Source organism: Sphingomonas sp. Ant H11 (genome assembly GCF_000797515.1).
Taxonomy (GTDB): Bacteria; Pseudomonadota; Alphaproteobacteria; order Sphingomonadales; family Sphingomonadaceae; genus Sphingomonas.
This window is the reverse complement of the sequence record NZ_JSBN01000026.1, coordinates 79,230-96,371: the sequence shown is the minus strand read 5'-3', so window position 1 is coordinate 96,371 and position 17,142 is coordinate 79,230. Positions and strand designations below refer to the sequence as shown.

The window sequence follows — 17,142 nt, the reverse complement described above, 5'->3', positions numbered from 1 at the left end:
GGGATCGCATCCTGCCCGACCGCACGCAGGAAGGGACCCGCGATCATGGCTGATCAACCCGAACTCGACCTCCCGCCCGCACCTCCCGCGTCCCAAGCCGCGCTTCCAAAGCGCCGGGTTGGCTTTGGAGGCTTCACGCGACAGCAGATCATCATCGGCCTGGTCATGTTGGCGCTGTTGATCTGGGGGATGTGGGTCACGCGCGCTCTCACGGCGCCGAAGCAGGATCACATCGTCTCGGCCAGGCTGTCGGCGCTGGTGGGCGATTATGTCGAGGCCCAGCGATTTTCGGGCTCACCGCCCGATCGGGTCCAGGCCGAGATGAGGGCTTTCATGTCTTCGCTCGACAAGGAGCTGCAACGCCGGAGCGAGGGCGGGCAAGTCGTGCTGGTCGGCGAGGCGGTCCTCACCAAGAATGTGCCGGACATCACGGAGAGCCTGAAGAAGGCGGTGTTCGCGTCCGGGGTTCCGGAGCCGAAACGCGTTTCCGTCGAGCAGCTGCAGCGCATGCAGGAGCTGTCGGCCGCTCAGGCTGCTCTCATCGCCGCGCGGCAACCGCCCTTGGCACCGTCGGGACAGATCGACCCTATGGCTGGTGCGCAGGCGATCTCTCCGCAGGATCCGTCCGCCAGCGGTTCGTTCGCGCAACCGTTGCCGCAGCCGGCGCCTGGGCAGGTGTCCGGACCGTCGGTCTCAACCTTTGGAGGCCCCGATGGCAACGGCGGTCAGTGAGCTCTCCGCCCCACGCTGGCGGCCGCGCAAGCGCCTGTGGGCGATGCTGGTCGTTGCGCTCGTCGGAACGGGGCTAGTTAGTGCGATGAGCTCATGGCGCGACGGCCACGTCTTCCTCATCAACGCGAGCGATTCCCTCCCCAATTGGGCTTTCCTCATCCGCCGGCACCAACCGCCGGCGCGCGGCGACTACGTGTTCTTCGATCCGCCGCAGAGCGCGCTTCTGCGCCGCCATTTTGGGACGAAACCTCAGATGTTCGGCAAGATCGTCTATGGCATGCCGGGCGATGTGGTCGCGCACCGCGGAATGGTCGTGACGATCAACGGCAAGCCCATCGGGCAGATGAAACCGCTCACGCGCTTTGGCGAGCCACTGACGCCGGGCGCGGAGGGCGCGATCCCCTCGGGTTGCTATTATGCCGGGTCTCCCCACCGCGATGGGTTCGACAGCCGTTACGCCGAAATCGGTTTCGTCTGCGGCCGCCAGATTGTCGGTGTCGGGGAGCCCGTGCTGTGAAGCGGCTGCTCGGCGTTGGTGGAGCGGCCGTGCTCCTCGGTATAGCCGCCTTTGCCATGAGCCCTGCGCGCATCGAGGCGCGTGACTATGGGCAGACTGGCCAGGCCTTCCCGGTCATCGAGCCGGATCTGCTTTCGACGATCGAAGCGCGGTTGAAACGCGCTGAGGCGACCGGCGAACTCGCGCGCACCAACGAGATGTTCGCCAAGCGCGTCGAAGCGAAGGTTCGGCGACCCACTCCCGTTGCGGGTCTTTCACCTGCGACCGAGACCAGAGACTGGACCTATGACCCGACTGTCCAGCTCGAGCACGATATTCGTGACCAGAAGGGCAACCTCATCGGCCGCGCCGGACAGCGCATCAATCCGCTCGACTTCGTCGCGATCAAACAGGCGCTCGTGTTCGTCGATGGCGACGATGCAAATCAGATCGCCTGGGCCACGAGCCGGTACACCGATCTCAATGCCAAGATCATTTTCGTCAGCGGCTCGCCAATCGAGGAGATGACGAACCGGAAACGCCGCTTCTACTTCGACCAGGAGGGCAAGCTCACCTCACGTTTCGGCATCGAACACACGCCCGCGGTCGTGCAGCAGAACGGTCGCGTGATGCGAGTGTCCGAGCAGGTGCTAAAGAAGGGGAGGGCCGGCTGATGCCGCTTTGGCTCGATCTTCTTCGAACGCCGATGGCTGCACCGGAGACCCCGGTGCTTCGTCGCATGCGGTTCACCTGGCAGGCGCTATGCCTCACTAGCGCGCTCGTCGTTGGTCTCTTCTCGCCGCTCCGCCACGCGATTGGCCGCGTGGCGCCAATCGGCGCCGCCCTGATCCTGTTCGCGACCGCCGCACACACCTGTCTTTACCTGCTCCGAAAGCAGCGCGCCGACCGAGCTTTCCTTGAAAGCGTGGGAGGCGGCGAATGACCGGGCTGCCTCGCCGCCTGTTCGGCCTCTTCGCGTTCTTGCTTGCGATGATCGCTCTGGCGCCCCCGGCAACCGCGGCCGGGCCGACCTGCAGTGGCAAGTTCGTCAATCCGATCACCGATGTCTGCTGGTCCTGCCTCTTCCCGCTGTCCGTCGGCGCCTTGAGGATTTGGCCGAGCAGCCGTCCCGATCCCAGCAATCCCGCGTCGCCGATCTGCGCCTGCGCCGACCCGCTCCCTCGCATCGGCATATCGGTCGGGTTCTGGGAGCCGGCGCGCCTCGCGGATGTGACGATGAAGCCGTGGTGTTTCCCCAACCTTGGCGGCATCCGGATCGCGCCCGGATTCGATATCGGTCAGGGCTATCTGACCGGGCCGTCCATGGTCGGCGGCCGCTCTCAAAGTACGGCAAAATGGCACGTCCACTGGTATGTCTATCCGCTTCTCTACTGGATGGAGATCCTGACCGACTTCGCCTGTTTCGAGCAGGCGTCGTTCGATATCGCCTACATGACCGAAGTCGACCCGCTCTGGCAGGATGACTCGCTGGCAGCGCTCATCAATCCCGAGGCGATCGTCTTCGCCAATCCCATCGCGCAGGCTGCCTGCGCCGGCGATTGCATCGCCGGCACCGTCCATCTGCCACTCGATCCGCTGTTCTGGTGCGCCGGCTGTCAGGGCTCGATGTATCCGCTCAACGGGAACATCCCGTCCTCGATCGGGCACGTCCAGTCCTCGCGGCTCGCGCTCTCGCGGTTCGCTTTCAAGATGCACCGTGAGGCGCTTGCCTGGGGGACGATGGGATCGGCCGGGCTCTGCAAGAAGTATCTGATGCCGATCATGCGCAAGCAGCAATATCGCTTCCAGATGGTCAACCCGATCCCGACCGTGAGCGGGCGCTTCGCCTGCTCCGCTATCGGTGCTTCCACCATGCCGCCCGACGCTGGACGTGCCTATCCCGCCGGCGGCGAGGACATGGGCTACCTCGTCTGGCGCAAGCGCAATTGCTGCGTGCTCTAGGGGGTCTGACGATGCGCTATCTCACCATCGGCATCCTCGCAGTCCTTGGTGCCGCTGGCGTGTCGGCGCTGCTCGCGCAGACCGTCGACGGCGTGGACGTCCAGGCGATCAAGAAGCGTTCGACCGATCTCGCCGCAGAAGCGCAAGCCTTCGTCGACCAGGTCAAGGACAGGGGCGACCAGTTCCGGGAAGAAGCCGCTCAGGTTCGCGAGGGCGGCACCGAAAATATGCGCAAGGTTGCGACGATCGATCTTCCAAAGGGTCCGGCAGGACCGGTCGATTTCGACGAGATCGTGAAGGGCGCGTCCCAGAATGCGAGCGCAAAGGGTGGGGAAGCGCCACAGTTCATCGTCTTCGCAAGCCTGTCGATGCCCGACGCGACGCTGAAACAGCTCGTGCGCGACACCTCAAGCGCAGGCGGCGTGGTCGTGTTCAGGGGCTTTCCGAACAATTCGGCGAAGGAGTTCGTGACGCGGCTCGGCAAGGTTGTCGACAAGGGGCAGTTCGCCAGTATTGGCATCGATCCCCGACTCTTCCGCGCGTTCGATGTTCAAGCCGTCCCAACCTACATCACGGTCTCGTCCGACTTCGACCTATGCGCCGGCTTCTCCTGTCAGACCAAGGTGCCGCCTTATGACCGCATGATCGGCAACGTGACGGTTGAATATGCTCTTTCGACCTTCGCCGAGGGAAGTGGCCCCGGCGCGCGTGTGGCCGCGGTGGCGCTCTCGAACATGAAGCGCGATCGGCAATGATCGCGCGGCGCCTCTTGGGAGGATTGTGCGCGCTGCTGCTCACGACTGAGCCCGTCGCCGCGCAGGAGATGACGGTCGACCAAGCCCGTGCTGAGGGCAGGGCGATGGCCCAGGAGAAGAGGAACGACTCCTCGCTGGTTCCTTCGAGCGACGCGCAGGCTGCGGCCGTTCCTGGCTACACAGGCACCAGCCAGCCACAGACGACCTATTATGACGACCCTGACAAGCTCGTCGCAGACGCCCAGGCGCTGAAGTCATCAGACCAAAGCTACCGGGTCACAACGGACGCCGATCACACCCGCGCGACATTCAGCAACGCCGAGATCCTGGCGACGACGAACCGCGCAACGACCGTCGAAAGCGACCCGTCGGCCTATCTCGCAGGCGAGGCGTATAGCAGCACCAGCGGAAGCTGCACGCCGCTTCCGCCGGGCTCAGGAACGAGCGGATACTACGAGGCCACATGCAACCAAGGAACTAAGATCGAGCAGGAGTCCCGATCGTGCTCGATCACGATGGTGCCCGAGACCACGACAGTCGACGCGTACAAGTTCTTTGTCGTGCCTAATGGAGCGTACGGCACCCCCTTTGCGCGATATGATGCGATGGCGCCGCACCTGGCTTCTGGTGTCTGCCGGCCGACGGGCATCGTGATGCAGGCTTGTCAGGCTCACAGGATTTACGGCGTTTCGACGAACAAATTCTGCGACGATTATAACGCCACCGAGTATGTCTGCTCTGAGAACCTGACCGATCTCTCCCTTCTTCCAAGCCCGATCACGGGCCAAGGCTGGCACGCCAAGACGACCGAAACCCAGGTGACCACCAAAAGGGTCGATGGTTGCGGAGCCATGGCCGGCGATACGATGTGCACGGCCGATGCCGCCGGGGAAGTCTGCACCGAAGGCCCGGAGACCCGGATGATCGACGGCGTACCTGTCACGCAATCGTGCTGGGCGTGGAAGCGCAACTTCACTTGCAATGTCATGTCGGCGGGCAACGATTGCGGCGATCTGGAGAGCAATCGGTCCTGCACGTTCCTTCGTGAAGATTGCCTTGATGATCCGCAGAGTGGGGCCTGCAAGGTCGCGGAGAAAGTGTATCGCTGCCCGACCCCATCGAGCACGGTCGGGGGCGACAAGCAGTATATATGCGGGGACGACGTCTACTGCATCAACGGCGATTGCGAGCCGATCGTCCGCGAGGCGTCGACCGAGTTCAGGGACGCGCTCGTCGGCCTTCATGCACTCGATCAAGCCGGCAAGGAGTTCAACGAAGCCGATTTCAAGGTTTTCACCGGCACACGCGAGACCTGCCACAAACCCGTATTCGGCTTAATCAATTGTTGCGCGGGAAAGGTGTCCGGTCTCGTGCCGCTCGGTGCTGGTGCAGCCGCGCTCGCCGGCGGGCCGGCCGCGATCGCCGCTTTCGCCACGCCGTTCCTTGTCCTGTTCGCATGTAGCCAGGACGAGATGAAGCTCGACATCAAAGATCGGATGGGCCTTTGCCATAATCTCGGCAGCTATTGCTCGTCGAGCTTCCTCGGGATCTGTTCGACCAAGCGAACCGCCTATTGCTGTTTCGAGAGCAAGCTTTCGCGCGTCCTGCAAGAGCAGGGCCGCCCACAGCTCGGCAAGCCTTGGGGTAGCGCGAAAAAGGAGCAGTGTCAGGGCTTCACCGTCGACGAGTTCGCGAGGCTCGACCTGTCGGTAATGGATTTCACCGATGTTTATTCCGACTTCATGGATGCAGCGAAGCTGCCCGATGAGGTCCAGACCATGTCCGAAATTCAGGACAAGATTCAGGACTATTATGATCTTCACGGCAAATGACCGTCGGCCGGCCGCGTCAGGCGCCCGGCACGAGTGGGACATGTCAATCTTCGAGCTGGCGATTTTCGTTGGCACCGATCGCGCCAAGACGCCCGCGCGCGCTGACTTCTTGTCGGAGTTCCTAGCCGGCTGGATCGACTGCAAGATCGCGGTCGAAGACATCGATCGGGCACTTTCGAACATGATCGATAGCGGATGGCTGGCGGTGGTCGGAGAGCGGTTGATGCCGACGGAGAAAGGCCGCCGCGCCGCCGGTGTGTTGCTCAATGGAGTGATCGGGATGGTCGACCAGGCGGATGCTGCTGAAAGGCGCTTCGCCAATGTGGATCGTGCAGAGGCTCGCAAAAAGGGAATCGGATCATGGTTTTGACGTTCGTTCAGCTGCCGGCGCTGATCGCACTTCTGTCAGCTTTGCCGCCCGCGAAGCCGGCCACATCACGCGGCTGTGGAGCCGCTGCCGTCCCCAGTGATGTCGATTGCTGCATCCACCTTGCGCTCTGGGACGGCCAAGCTGCGCACCCACAGCATCCTTCCACGCAATCCGCTGTATCCAACGAAAGGACGTCCAGCGATGCCAAGATTCGCTAGGCTTTCGATGCTCCTGCTGGGCCTGCCGCCGGTCGGCACGGCGGTTCCGCTCCGAGCCCAAGAAACTACCGCCGCTCGCGATGCGATTGAGCAGGACATGCCCGATGATTTCTATTGTGGAGAGCGTCGGCTCGGCCAGTGGTTCTATTGCGCGAAGCCGAAGCCGACCGAGACCCCGCTCAGCGCCGCGGCCGAGCCGCAGGTGAGCGCGGCCGATCGGATCGCGGCGATCGGCAGGCAGCTCGACGAATTGAAGGCGCGTGCGATCCTCGAGCCGAGCGAGGCCAACGTCATTGCCTATGTTCGCTTTCAACGTGAGCAGCTCGATCGCGCGTCCACCTTCTCCGATACCTGGCAGCGGGCGCTCTGGCAGAACCCCGATCTCGACTACACGCTTCAACGACCTGTCTCGACGGTCGGCAAGCGCCTCTGGCTCGACAACCGCAAGGCGGACCGGGATGAGGTCTTGACTAACCTTGGGCAGCGATATGGCTTGTTCTATTTCTACGCGCAGAGCTGCGGCGCCTGCGAGGTGTTTGCGCCGATCCTCCGCTCGGTCACCGACAGCCACAGGATGACGGTGATGGCCGTCTCGATGGACGGCGGCCCGAACCGGGAATTTCCCAACTATGTGGTCGATTCTGGCCAACGAGCCCGCATGGGCGTGCCCGGCAATGAGACGCCAGCGCTTGTCCTGTTTGACACGCAGACGAAGCGGACGATTCCGGTCGGCTACGGCGTGCTCAGTGCCGACGAGATCATGGACCGCATCTTTATGCTGACTAACACGAAGGTGGGGAGCGATTATTGATGGAACAGACACCAGAGCTTGGGCGGCGGTCCCCTCTCCACAGGAAGATAGCGGCGTGTCTGGCGATGGTTGCTGCGTCCCATTTCGCCTTGATCGGTGTGGCCCGGGCCGACGTCGCCTCGGAGATGAACGGCTTCTTCAACGACGCTGGCGGTGCCGCGAATGTGACTGGGCCAACGGCCTTCCAGGGCCAGTCGGCAGGCTATTATTCGCTCGGAAATGTCTGGACCCGCTTCCCCCAGAAGAGCGTTTCGCCGTTCAATCTGCAGCTGCCGAGCGCACGCGCCGGCTGCGGCGGTATTGACCTCTTCAGCGGCAGCTTTTCCTTCATCAACGCCTCCGAGATCGTCGCCATGTTGAAGGCGACGGCGAACAATGCGCTCGGTTTCGCCTTCAAGCTCGCCATCGATTCCGTGTCGCCGGAAATCGGGAAGGTGATGGATGAGTTCAGCCAGAAGGCACAGCTCCTCAACCAGATGAACATCTCGAGCTGCGAAACCGCGCAAGCGCTGGTCGGCGGAATCTGGCCGCAAATGGACTCCACCCGTTCGACGATCTGCGAAGCGGTCGGCAACAGCCAGGGCGTTTTCTCGGATTGGGCCGCGTCCCGCCAAGGCTGCAACAACGGCAACAAGCGGGATGCTACGATTGCTGGCAACACCGACGCCAACATGAAGGATCAGCTTGTCGGTGAACCCCATAACTACACGTGGGAGGCGTTGAAGAAATCGGCCAAGTTCGGCGCCTTCGACCAATCCTTTTCCGAATACATCATGACGCTGGTCGGCACTGTCGTGACCCAGCCTTCCACGGATCCGTCGGTGGGCGGCAAGGTCGTGATGTTCGGTCCGGCGGAGGAGGCCGTTGTCACGGCGCTGCTCGACGGCACGGCCGACGCGCCGGCGGTCAAGATGCTCAAATGCAATGATACCGACTGCTACGATGTCGGCGAGCAGACCCTGACCGTTCCGGCGTCGTCCGCGCTCCGGCCGCGGATTGCCGGCATGATCAAATCCATGAGCAGCAAGATCCGCACGGATACCGCGCTTGATGCGGCCGAGAAGCAGCTTCTGAACATTGCGACCGTCCCGATCTACAAGATCCTCGCCGTTCAGGCCTACGCACACTACGCGCTGACCGATGGCGAGATCGAAACGCTGTCGGAGATCGTGGCCGTCGATCTGTTGGCTGCTATGCTCGACAACATGCTTGATCGCGTCGAGCAGGCTCAGACGCATTATCAGACGTTTGACCAGGTGACCGCCAATCAGTGGAAGCAGCAGATCTCTGCGACGCGCCAGAAGTTTGCCCAGCGAGATGTAAAGCTCTCGAACAAGCTGCAGGTCACCATGCAGATTATCGACCGCAGCATCATGCTCGAGTCCACCCTCCAGAACTCGATGACGCCGGGGATGTCGTCCGCGCTCAATTTCTCGCGCGGGCTCAATGCACAAGGGCTGAACTAGGGCAGGGGAGCTGCGGGGATGGTGGAGGTCTTCACGGTTGGGGGTGGCGAGTATCTCGTCAACACCTTCAACGCCGTCGCTGCCTGGTCCGGGGGTGGGGGATATCGATCCTTGCTCCGCGTCGTGATGGTGATGGGCCTGATCTACTCGTTGCTCGTCGTCGCGTTCACGCTCAACTTTCGAGTCTGGCTGAACTGGTTCCTGCAATCGACACTGATTTATCTTTGCCTGATGGTACCGACGATCGATGTGAAGGTGACCGATCGGATCAATCCGTCGCTGGCACCGGCAACGGTTGCGAACGTACCGCTCGGGCTTGGGGTGCTTGCGAGTTTCACGACTCAGATTGGCGATTGGCTGACACGTACCGCCGAGACTGTCTTCGTTATGCCGGGCGAACTCAATTACTCGAGCAATGGCATGGTCTACGGCGCGCGTCTGTACGATGCGACCCGCAACTTCGTCATCCGCGACGCTGAGTTTTCGACGAACCTGGAAGAGCACTTCAAGAAATGCCTGTTTGGCGATGTGATGCTTTACCGCAAATCACTCACGGTCCTTGCGCAGTCGAAGGACCTCTGGACGGACATCGGGCCAGGATCGGAAGCTCGATCGCAGGAGTGGTTAGAGCGCCAGGGCGACGGCACGGTGAACAGCGCGATCGTCACCTGCCGGCAGGCCTACGATATGCTCAACGCCCAATGGGCGCCGATGATAGAGGCAAACACGCCGCTTTGGGGCAAGGAACTCTATCCGAAGCTGAGCAACACGCTCGCGGCCGACAAGCTCAAACACGATCTGCCGATCGCGAACGCTGCCTTCACTGGATCGGGCAGCAACTATTCTGACTCGATGCGACAGAACACGGCCATCAACGCATTCATGCAAGCACGAAACAGCATGGCGGGCGGGTCCGGCGCGGCGACGATCGATACCTTCGCGCAGACGCGCGCGGACATACAGGCGCGCAACACCTACAATTCGATCGCTCAGCAGGCGATGGCCTGGGTGCCGATTTTGAATATCGTCCTCACGGTTGTCTTCTTCGCGATGTTCCCGGTGATCTTCCCGTTGTTCCTCATGCCCCAAACGGGGCTGACGACGTTGAAGGGTTACGCGATGGGGTTCTTCTACCTCGCCGCATGGGGACCGCTGTACGTCATTCTCCATATGATCTGCATGACGAGGGCGGAGGCGGCTGCGGCCGGTGTTGCCAGTGGCGGCGTGACGCTTGGCACCTATGCCGGCATAGGTGCAGTGAATGGTGAGACGGCGACGATCGCCGGCTTCATGCTGATGAGCATCCCGTTCCTCGCTGCCGGCCTGGCGCGTGGAGCCATGTCGATTGCGGGGCAGGCGACGTCGATGCTCGCGCCCGCGCAGAATGCGGCGGAGGCGGCCGCACTCGAGCAGACGACAGGCAATTATTCCTACGGGAATGTGAGTTGGGCAAATTCCACGTCGAACATGCGCCAGAGCGATCAGTGGACGACGGCACCGAGCTACATGGGCGGCGCGACCAGCGTCGGCTGGCGGCAGGATAACGGCGCGGTCGTGTCTGGCTTCGGCAATGGTCAGGAGGTGTTCGACACCAGCGGCGCAATCTCGCGGCTAGGGTTCACGCCAACGATGAACTCCGGAACGGTGGCGGAGTGGCGGGAGATGGCGAGCGACGCGCATCGTCAGGCGCAGGCGTTCGAAAATGCCGCCCAAGAGATCCTGACCAGCACGCATACCAACCGCAGCGCCTTTGGAACCTCGACGGAACGCTCTTCGGGCTTCGAATCTGGTGCCGGTAGTTCCGCAAATACCAACGTCGAGAAGTTTGATCGGACGACCGGCTCAAGCTCACAGGGCCTGGAAGAGCGCTCATCGACCGGCCAGAGCCAGCGGATCTCCGAAGGTCACGATCGGCAAGCTGGGACGACAGATCAAGTCGCCGGTTCGCTTGGAGGGGCGCTTGGTGGGGCTGGGCGGGGAGCTACTGGCGGGAAGGGCCGATTGGGCAGCCTGCTGCCAAACGTCAGCGGCACTGTCAGTGTCAACAAGACCGGAACTCAAACGGATAACCTGCGGTACGGGACGGATTCGAGCAAATCTACTGACTCTTCTAGCTCCTCGTCGAGCGGCGTGCGCGATGAACACTCGAGCGGCATCGGAGCATCCACCTCCGACGGCACTTACGAACGGTCTGGTGTGTTCAGCCGGTCTTCCGCAACGTCTTCCTCCTCGCAAAGCACTGAAGATGCCCTTGCACGGGCGCGCTCCTACACGGAAGCGGCACGCAAGATGGAGGAGCTGTCCGAGTCGCTTTCGCGCGACGCCAGCTTCGCCGAAACGCACGGGATGCAACTCAGCGAAAATCTGAGCCAGGACCTCGCGCAGTGGTACCGGCAGCAACAGCTGCTGCACCCGAACCTGGACGCGCCAGAACTATGGGCGACGAACCTGACCGACCAGCAACGTGCTGTCAGGTCGCAGATGATCCAGCAATGGTCTCAGGAAAAAACGCGACGCGCTTTGGAATGAAATCCAGGGCAGCATCTCCGAGCCAAATTTGGTCGATGTGCGCCGCACGGATGTAGGGGGGCCTGGCGATGTCCGAGCGTCTTATCGCCCGCACGGGGTTGATCGGCTTGGCAGCGGCAGCCGGGGCGGCGATCCAAATGCCGCCGCAAGAATCATCGACGAGGGTCGGGCCAGGCTGAGCGACGACAGAGCTGCTGCAGAGGCCGCCCGATCCAATCGAGCTGGCGCAACCGTTGATTTGCAATCGGAAGTAAACCGCGATCAAAATCGCGGATTTTTCACCGATCCTGATCTTAGGAAATGAATGTGCAAATCACCAGGCCACGAACAGATAGACGCCAGTTCCCACAAGCAACACCAGCGAGATGAGGCCTCCGATTGCTCTGCCGGGTGTGAGCGGTCTATCGTCGCTTGAATCAGTGATCTGAGGGTTCATCAGCTGATATTCTGCTGTGAACTGCTCTTCGATGTAGACCGGACCGCCAGGGAGGTCCTTCGTTGCGAGGTAGGTTCTCAGGTCGTACATGTCGAAAGCTCCGGACACCGATTTTGTACAGTGTTCGAAGTTTGTTCGCAATGGCCTCTTGCCAGCTATCGGGTTTATCGAAGCGCGACAGATCGTGCTTATGTCCCTACGAATGCTCGAATGAAGCCCCTCGGGCTGGGCATTTTTGCCTTCCCTCCTTGCAGCTCGAGAATGCCTCGAAGAGATGCGGCCAGTGCTTTTCAAGCGGCGATCCGCGCCGCCGAGACCAGCTTACGAAGCGCTCGGTTGAAATTGTGTCGATTTCAGCCTATATGGAACTGACTCAACAGGAATGATCGAATGGTTCGTCCGGCAAATATGGGATTCGTTGATGCGGACCGTGTCCTTCACGACCGCATAGTGGCAAGCACCGATCGCATCATCAAAATGATGCCGGCGGCGGCAAAGGCGGCCGCTATCAGCAGCATCGACGTGCCCAGCTTGGTCTTTCATCTGGCTCTTGGCATTCCGGCGGTCGAAACGGACAATCCGGAGGCCGCAGAGAGGATCACGAACGCCATCGCTTTCAAGCGACGGATGATCGACGCCGCGGGCGGGGCGCTGACTGCGGAGAAGGTGCGCGCACTGCTTGGACACAAGACGATTCAGGCCGTCTATAAAGCGGTGAAGGATCGCCGACTGCTTATGGTCGAGGACAATGGGACCAAGCTGTTCCCGGTGTTCCAGTTCGACGGCAACGCGATCATCCCAGGAATCTCGAAGGTTCTCAGTGCCGCTCCGCACACGACCGGCTGGGCCATTCTGCAGTTCCTCGTTGGTGGCGATGAAGGTCTTGATGGATTGAGTCCCATCACGCTCCTCAAGGGCAGCGACGCAGAGGTCGAACGCGTCGTGCGATTCGCCCATACGCTCGAAGACTGACGCATATGGCAGCGAAAGGGGGGATACCCGTGGCGACGATCGCTACGGGAAAAGTGCTACATCGGGTTCACGGCGCGACGGTGGCTGCCAGATGGTATGGACGCAAGGACGCGACCTGGCGGTGGGATGATCCCGAAGGCAAGTTCGGGGTTCTCTATCTGGGAAAGACGCTCGTAGGGCCATTTGCGGAAACACTGCTGCGAACACCGGGGGATAGAGACGTCCTTTGGGATCAGGTGGCCAGGAGACGCGCCGCTAACTTCACAATTATGCGGCCAATCCGTCTAGCCAAGGTCCATGGACCGGGCCTTGGCTGGTTTAAGACCACCGCCGCCGGTGTCTCTGCCGACTTCGATCCGGTCGACAATCCGGGTGCCTATGTGGTCCCACAGCAGATTTCCGCAGAGATTTATAAGAGCACGAGCCTGGACGGCATTCAGTACCGATCGCGGTTCGATAGCGATGAGCTCTGCATCGCACTTTTCGATCGGGCTGATGCGGCGATCTCGTTGGGTGCCGAGGGCGTGCCCATCGGCAAGGACTGGACCCAGAAATTGCTCGCCGATCGTGGCTATACGCTGATCGAGCTTTGAACCAGGCCCGGCCGCTTACGGCGCTATGCCGCTCGCGGGCAGATCGAAGGGACCAGCCAACCACGAACTGAGATATTCGGCCACCATCGCGAGGTAATGCTCGCGCTGGTCGGGAACGGCCCGCGTGAACATCTCCAGCGGCCAGGCAAGCAGGCGATCAAACGGGCGCGGGTGGATGGCGAAACGGGCGGCAAGTGGGATTGCCAGTTCGGTAGCCGCGGCGGCGAACAGGGCGCGCTGGATATGACCGTTTCCATCGAGAAACGGATGGATTTTGCCGAACCAGCAGAAAAGGTGCGTCAAGGTCAGGAGCTGCACAAAAGGCTTAGCAGACCTTGCGGGAACCAGTTCGCGACGAACTTCGGAGAGCATGAAATCGAGCCGGGCGACGACGTTCTCGGGCTCCTCGAACGAAAAGCTCTTTTTCGGGCTGAAGACTTGCGGGGCGCCCAAACGCCGTCCCTCGAGCGATGTCCCCGCCGCACCCCGGTAGGTGCCGGCATATTCGGGGTAACCGGGCGGCGTGAATCCGACGAACAAGGTGCGGTGAAGGTCTCTGGGATCGGCCAGTATGGAAGAACGATAGGCGGGGTCGACAAGGATACGCTGTTGGAGAGCCGTGCAGGCCTGCGTCATCGCCGCATCGTAATTGGGCATGGCATATGCCTGCCATTCTGGCGCTGTCGTCATTGCCGGCTCGTCCGGGATCTCGAGTTTCGCTTCGAAGCCAGAATTGCCGGACAGCCCGGCATCACAGAAACTCCTCACCTGCATGGTCGTCGAACAGTGCGGCATCGCGGACATAGCCGGCGACTGTGTCGAGCGACTTGTGGCGCGAGTGGTCCTTCATCTTGAACAGGTTCGCTCGCTTCGCGGCCGCCTCGGTAAGGAAGCCCGCGCGCAGGGAATGCCCGGAGAACAGGGCTGGGTCGAGCCCTGCCGCCGACGCGCAGGCTTTGACCAGACGAGCCACGGTCTTGTCGGTGATCGGGTCGGCCGTCAGCACGTCCCCCCGCGTCAACCGACGAAACACCGGGCCTGTCCGGGGCTTTCCGATAGCGGGATCCAAGCCGATCAGATCGGCGGCCTCGAGCCAGTCGTTGAGGAGGCTCACCGGCCGGATATGACGGCCTTCGGGGATCGCAATCTCCTGGCCCTCGGCTTCCTGATCGCCTTTCGAACGGGGGATCGATATCCGCACGCCCGCGATTTCGAATTCGAGATCGGGCAATTGCATGCCCGCTATTTCGGAACGGCGAAACGCGCCCGCCATGCCGACCGCCAGGATCGCGCGATCGCGCTTGGCGCGCAGGCCTGCGTTCGTGATCGTCGCAAGCATGGCGGTGAGCACGTCCGCCGCTGCAGGCGCCTTCTGATCCTTCTTCCGAGCATATTTGCGGCGTACGCCCGCCATCATCTGCGCGATAACGCCAGCGGCATCGCGCGCCATGGGAGAGGCAAGGCCCGCCTCTTTGTGGTGATGGTTGATCGCCGCGACGCGGCGGCCGATCGTGACCGGTGCGATGCGGGCCTCCGCCTCGACATGCGCAAAGAGCGCGACGATGTCCGGATGGGCGGGCAGGGCTTCGACGTTGCGGGCATCGCAGAAGTCGCAGAAGCGCTGCCAGTCGGATGCATAGGCTTTTTGCGTTGAGCCAGCCTTGGCGGCCGCGAGCGTATCGCGCGCGCTTTCGATCTCGGCGAGCAGGTCGGCAGGGAGATCGGCCGATAGTGGCAAGAGGTCGCGGCCCATCAGCAGCGCACGCCTGCGCTATCTTGGGTCCGGTCGCGCGCGCCCTTGCCGGTTGCGCTACTCGCGCACAGCGCCGCGTGCGGATCGGAAAGAGCAGGAAGCATGTCCGTCACTTAGACGCTTCCTTGGCAAGCTGGTCGAGTTTGGATTGGAAAAAGCGCTCGCTCCATAGGCTGAGCGACTTCGCCTCGGCCGGCCGCAGGAACCGGTTCACGTCGGCCGTTGCCGCGCGCCAATCGATGGACGTGATCCTCGCCTTCAAGGCCGCGACAAGCCACTCGCCGTCGACATGCAGGTCTCGCTGGTCCTGCCAAGGCCCCGCCTGCAGGATCGCTGCGCCAAGAAGCGAGAGGTTGGGGTAGACGCCGTTCGCGACGTACCAGGAAAAGTCGAACCAGTCGCGGCCCTTCAAATAGGGGCGGCACAGCAGCGCATGGATCTTGAGCGCGAAATTGGACTCCAGATCCTGGTGCCGCACCTCGTAGTCGGCGGGGAAGTCGAGGAAGGTTGTCGCTTCGCCAGAGCCCGCCGGCGGATTGGTGTCGATCTCGAGCTTGATTCTGATCGTCTTGGCGCGGCCCGATCCCGCGTAGCTGAGATTGAGCTGGCTTGCGATCGAATCGTCCTTGAGGATCGCTTCGCGCACTGCTCTGTCCATCTTGTCCTTCGGCTGGGCTTCGAGCTTCAGGCCGAACTGAGCGAAGATTTCGACGAGCGCGGAGAGGTACGGGGACCATTGGAAATCGGGGTCCGGCACGCGCAGCAGGAAGTCGAGATCCTCCGAAAAGCGGGGAAGGGCGTGCAGGATGCGCAGGCTCGTGCCGCCCTGGAAAAGCGCGACGTCGAAGAAATCGGCGCGCCAGAGCGCGTAGAGCACGATCTCCTGGATGATCTCCTTGGTCGCGTTCTCCTCCTCGACGGCATTGGTCGCGCCATAGTCGCGGAGTTTCTTCTGGAGCATCTCAATCATCGCGCGATGCATCCAGCGAGGGGGATCGGTTGCCGCGGACAGCAAGCTCGAGGGAACGGAGGAAGTCGTTGACCGCCTTGTGCTTGTAGACCGATTTCAGCGACGCGAATTGCTTGCGTTTGAGCGTGTGGAGATGATCCTCGTCGATGCGCAGGCCGCTGGTTAGCCAGTCGAAACCCGTCCAGCGTTGCTTCCGCAATGCGACGAGGTCGAGGAGCGCGCGCAAGGGGCTCGCAACGAACGCGGTGAGGGCACCCAATTTCTGCCGCTCCACGCCCACCAGGAACTGATATTCGTGGATGGCGAGCGGATGGAAGGTGAACCGGCCCATGACCGGGGTGTCGAATTCAAGCGTCTTGCGTCCGGGCGTCACGCTTGCGGTCGCGTAGACTGCCTCGGGAATCCAGCCATGGTGAGCGAGGGCGGTCTCGAACGAAACATAGCTGCCCGGAATGAGGGCCTGGGCCACGGCGAAGGGATGAATCGCGTCCGATCGATAGGATTTGCCCAAAAGATAGGTGCCGCGCTTGAGACGGACGAGCGAACCGTCCTTCAGCGCGCGGTTGACGAGCGCATAGCGACGCGCAGCGCCGCCGTCGATCGCCTCGCCAAGCTGGCGTTCATCGAAAAACGCGGCCGGCGAGCTTGCCGTCAGACAGGGCGGAGGTGAGGGCGCTCATAAAATTCCCGATACTTGCATAAAGTGAAAGTTTCAAGAATTTTATGTAGGAACGGAATGGACGTTTTTCGACAATGCTAGCCTCGAACTGCCGCTTGACCGACCGCCAAGCGAGAATGTGGAGCATTCCGGGAGAGGAAACGACAGCGCTTCCGCCTGGCCTGGCCTACCGTGGTGTCTATTCGTCCGTGTAACCGCGCCAGCGCTGCAGGATCGGGACAATGTCGTCACCATGCCCGAACGCGTCCGGATAGATGCCGCTTGGATACTGGCCAAGGAACGTGAAGATCGTCGCCATGTCGGCGGCGATTGCGCGGTCGACGCCAAAGAGATCGGCGAGATCAAAACCGCCCCAATCCGCTCCATTGTGCCATGCGAGAAGGAAATTGGCGACACGACCCGCCTGACCGGTGTCGCTGCTTGCGAGATCGAACAGGCGGTCGACTGCGGCGCGAACCTCGGGTGCGATCAGGGGCGTTACGTTCATGGCGAGCATCATCGAGATCGCAGGCCGGGAGTCAATCGGTCGATGCCGGCGCGAGTGCAACGATGACGTGAGAACGCATTG

The 17,142-nt window shown here is 61.9% G+C and carries 17 protein-coding genes and 2 pseudogenes; 13 read left to right on the top strand and 6 right to left on the bottom strand.

Features of this window, described 5'->3' with window-relative positions; genetic code table 11:
• The first annotated feature begins 45 nt into the window (after positions 1-45).
• The 11 genes and pseudogenes from NW75_RS06560 (at position 46) to NW75_RS06510 (ending at position 11,475) form a co-directional block, all read left to right on the top strand.
• A complete protein-coding gene (locus tag NW75_RS06560) occupies positions 46-732 on the top strand; it encodes a type-F conjugative transfer system protein TrbI (RefSeq protein WP_010405693.1) in 687 nt (228 codons plus the stop codon).
• Positions 713-1,249, top strand: coding sequence for a S26 family signal peptidase (locus NW75_RS06555; protein ID WP_010405695.1), 537 nt, complete (start codon positions 713-715; stop codon positions 1,247-1,249). Before NW75_RS06560 ends, NW75_RS06555 begins: the two co-directional genes overlap by 20 nt.
• Positions 1,246-1,902 (top strand): type-F conjugative transfer system protein TraW, encoded by a 657-nt coding sequence (gene traW, locus NW75_RS06550; RefSeq protein ID WP_010405697.1) that lies wholly within the window; start codon positions 1,246-1,248, stop codon positions 1,900-1,902. Before NW75_RS06555 ends, traW begins: the two co-directional genes overlap by 4 nt.
• The gene (locus NW75_RS06545) at positions 1,902-2,171 is read left to right on the top strand and encodes a hypothetical protein (protein ID WP_010405700.1); all 270 of its coding nucleotides are present in this window, start codon (positions 1,902-1,904) and stop codon (positions 2,169-2,171) included. The genes traW and NW75_RS06545 overlap by 1 nt, the downstream gene beginning before the upstream one ends.
• Positions 2,168-3,190, top strand: coding sequence for a conjugal transfer pilus assembly protein TraU (gene traU / locus NW75_RS06540; protein ID WP_010405703.1), 1,023 nt, complete (start codon positions 2,168-2,170; stop codon positions 3,188-3,190). Before NW75_RS06545 ends, traU begins: the two co-directional genes overlap by 4 nt.
• A gap of 11 nt (positions 3,191-3,201) precedes the next feature.
• Positions 3,202-3,945 carry a type-F conjugative transfer system pilin assembly protein TrbC gene (trbC, locus tag NW75_RS06535; RefSeq protein WP_010405704.1) on the top strand — a complete coding sequence of 248 codons (744 nt, stop codon included), beginning with the start codon at positions 3,202-3,204 and terminating at the stop codon, positions 3,943-3,945.
• Complete coding sequence (locus NW75_RS06530) at positions 3,942-5,777, top strand: conjugal transfer protein TraN (protein WP_010405706.1); 1,836 nt, start codon at positions 3,942-3,944, stop codon at positions 5,775-5,777. Before trbC ends, NW75_RS06530 begins: the two co-directional genes overlap by 4 nt.
• A gap of 40 nt (positions 5,778-5,817) precedes the next feature.
• Positions 5,818-6,147 (top strand): hypothetical protein, encoded by a 330-nt coding sequence (locus NW75_RS06525; RefSeq protein WP_010405708.1) that lies wholly within the window; start codon positions 5,818-5,820, stop codon positions 6,145-6,147.
• A gap of 225 nt (positions 6,148-6,372) precedes the next feature.
• Positions 6,373-7,176: a conjugal transfer protein TraF gene (locus NW75_RS06520; protein ID WP_010405710.1), complete on the top strand. Its 804-nt coding sequence runs from the start codon at positions 6,373-6,375 to the stop codon at positions 7,174-7,176.
• A gap of 65 nt (positions 7,177-7,241) precedes the next feature.
• Entirely contained in the window at positions 7,242-8,642 is a 1,401-nt protein-coding gene (locus NW75_RS06515) for a conjugal transfer protein TraH (RefSeq protein ID WP_010405711.1), read from the top strand.
• Positions 8,643-8,660: 18 nt separating this feature from the next.
• Positions 8,661-11,475 (top strand): annotated as a pseudogene (locus NW75_RS06510) (conjugal transfer protein TraG N-terminal domain-containing protein).
• Positions 11,476-11,484: 9 nt separating this feature from the next.
• Here the strand turns inward: NW75_RS06510 and NW75_RS06505 are convergent.
• Positions 11,485-11,697 carry a hypothetical protein gene (locus NW75_RS06505; protein WP_010405712.1) on the bottom strand — a complete coding sequence of 71 codons (213 nt, stop codon included), beginning with the start codon at positions 11,695-11,697 and terminating at the stop codon, positions 11,485-11,487.
• A gap of 300 nt (positions 11,698-11,997) precedes the next feature.
• Here NW75_RS06505 and NW75_RS06500 point away from each other — a divergent pair, with 300 nt between their 5' ends.
• Both NW75_RS06500 and NW75_RS06495 read left to right on the top strand, forming a co-directional pair.
• A complete protein-coding gene (locus NW75_RS06500) occupies positions 11,998-12,579 on the top strand; it encodes a hypothetical protein (protein ID WP_231565016.1) in 582 nt (193 codons plus the stop codon).
• A 29-nt stretch (positions 12,580-12,608) separates the two neighbouring features.
• A complete protein-coding gene (locus NW75_RS06495; protein WP_231565015.1) occupies positions 12,609-13,172 on the top strand; it encodes an RES family NAD+ phosphorylase in 564 nt (187 codons plus the stop codon).
• 15 nt (positions 13,173-13,187) lie between these two features.
• Here NW75_RS06495 and NW75_RS06490 read toward each other — a convergent pair whose 3' ends face one another.
• From NW75_RS06490 to NW75_RS06470, 5 genes and pseudogenes are all read right to left on the bottom strand, one after another.
• Positions 13,188-13,976, bottom strand: a complete 789-nt coding sequence (locus NW75_RS06490; protein WP_231565014.1) for a Fic family protein — start codon at positions 13,974-13,976, stop codon at positions 13,188-13,190.
• Positions 13,924-14,925 carry a site-specific integrase gene (locus NW75_RS06485; RefSeq protein ID WP_010405721.1) on the bottom strand — a complete coding sequence of 334 codons (1,002 nt, stop codon included), beginning with the start codon at positions 14,923-14,925 and terminating at the stop codon, positions 13,924-13,926. The genes NW75_RS06490 and NW75_RS06485 overlap by 53 nt, the downstream gene beginning before the upstream one ends.
• Positions 14,926-15,034: 109 nt before the next feature.
• The gene (locus NW75_RS06480) at positions 15,035-15,895 is read right to left on the bottom strand and encodes a nucleotidyl transferase AbiEii/AbiGii toxin family protein (RefSeq protein ID WP_029622689.1); all 861 of its coding nucleotides are present in this window, start codon (positions 15,893-15,895) and stop codon (positions 15,035-15,037) included.
• Positions 15,888-16,575, bottom strand: a pseudogene (locus NW75_RS06475) (type IV toxin-antitoxin system AbiEi family antitoxin domain-containing protein). Before NW75_RS06475 ends, NW75_RS06480 begins: the two are co-directional and overlap by 8 nt.
• A 177-nt stretch (positions 16,576-16,752) precedes the next feature.
• Positions 16,753-17,061 (bottom strand): DUF7673 family protein, encoded by a 309-nt coding sequence (locus NW75_RS06470; RefSeq protein WP_010405727.1) that lies wholly within the window; start codon positions 17,059-17,061, stop codon positions 16,753-16,755.
• Between the last annotated feature and the right edge of the window lie 81 nt (positions 17,062-17,142).

What these genes read in the sequence shown, in the direction of transcription:
- NW75_RS06560 (WP_010405693.1), top strand. Translation starts at nt 46, where the DNA reads ATGGCTGATCAACCCGAACTCGACCTCCCGCCCGCACCTCCCGCGTCC.
- NW75_RS06555 (WP_010405695.1), top strand. Translation starts at nt 713, where the DNA reads ATGGCAACGGCGGTCAGTGAGCTCTCCGCCCCACGCTGGCGGCCGCGC.
- NW75_RS06545 (WP_010405700.1), top strand. Translation starts at nt 1,902, where the DNA reads ATGCCGCTTTGGCTCGATCTTCTTCGAACGCCGATGGCTGCACCGGAG.
- traU (WP_010405703.1), top strand. Translation starts at nt 2,168, where the DNA reads ATGACCGGGCTGCCTCGCCGCCTGTTCGGCCTCTTCGCGTTCTTGCTT.
- trbC (WP_010405704.1), top strand. Translation starts at nt 3,202, where the DNA reads ATGCGCTATCTCACCATCGGCATCCTCGCAGTCCTTGGTGCCGCTGGC.
- NW75_RS06530 (WP_010405706.1), top strand. Translation starts at nt 3,942, where the DNA reads ATGATCGCGCGGCGCCTCTTGGGAGGATTGTGCGCGCTGCTGCTCACG.
- NW75_RS06525 (WP_010405708.1), top strand. Translation starts at nt 5,818, where the DNA reads ATGTCAATCTTCGAGCTGGCGATTTTCGTTGGCACCGATCGCGCCAAG.
- NW75_RS06520 (WP_010405710.1), top strand. Translation starts at nt 6,373, where the DNA reads ATGCTCCTGCTGGGCCTGCCGCCGGTCGGCACGGCGGTTCCGCTCCGA.
- NW75_RS06515 (WP_010405711.1), top strand. Translation starts at nt 7,242, where the DNA reads ATGGTTGCTGCGTCCCATTTCGCCTTGATCGGTGTGGCCCGGGCCGAC.
- NW75_RS06505 (WP_010405712.1), bottom strand. Translation starts at nt 11,697, where the DNA reads ATGTACGACCTGAGAACCTACCTCGCAACGAAGGACCTCCCTGGCGGT.
- NW75_RS06500 (WP_231565016.1), top strand. Translation starts at nt 11,998, where the DNA reads ATGGTTCGTCCGGCAAATATGGGATTCGTTGATGCGGACCGTGTCCTT.
- NW75_RS06490 (WP_231565014.1), bottom strand. Translation starts at nt 13,976, where the DNA reads ATGTCCGCGATGCCGCACTGTTCGACGACCATGCAGGTGAGGAGTTTC.
- NW75_RS06485 (WP_010405721.1), bottom strand. Translation starts at nt 14,925, where the DNA reads ATGGGCCGCGACCTCTTGCCACTATCGGCCGATCTCCCTGCCGACCTG.
- NW75_RS06480 (WP_029622689.1), bottom strand. Translation starts at nt 15,895, where the DNA reads ATGATTGAGATGCTCCAGAAGAAACTCCGCGACTATGGCGCGACCAAT.
- NW75_RS06470 (WP_010405727.1), bottom strand. Translation starts at nt 17,061, where the DNA reads ATGAACGTAACGCCCCTGATCGCACCCGAGGTTCGCGCCGCAGTCGAC.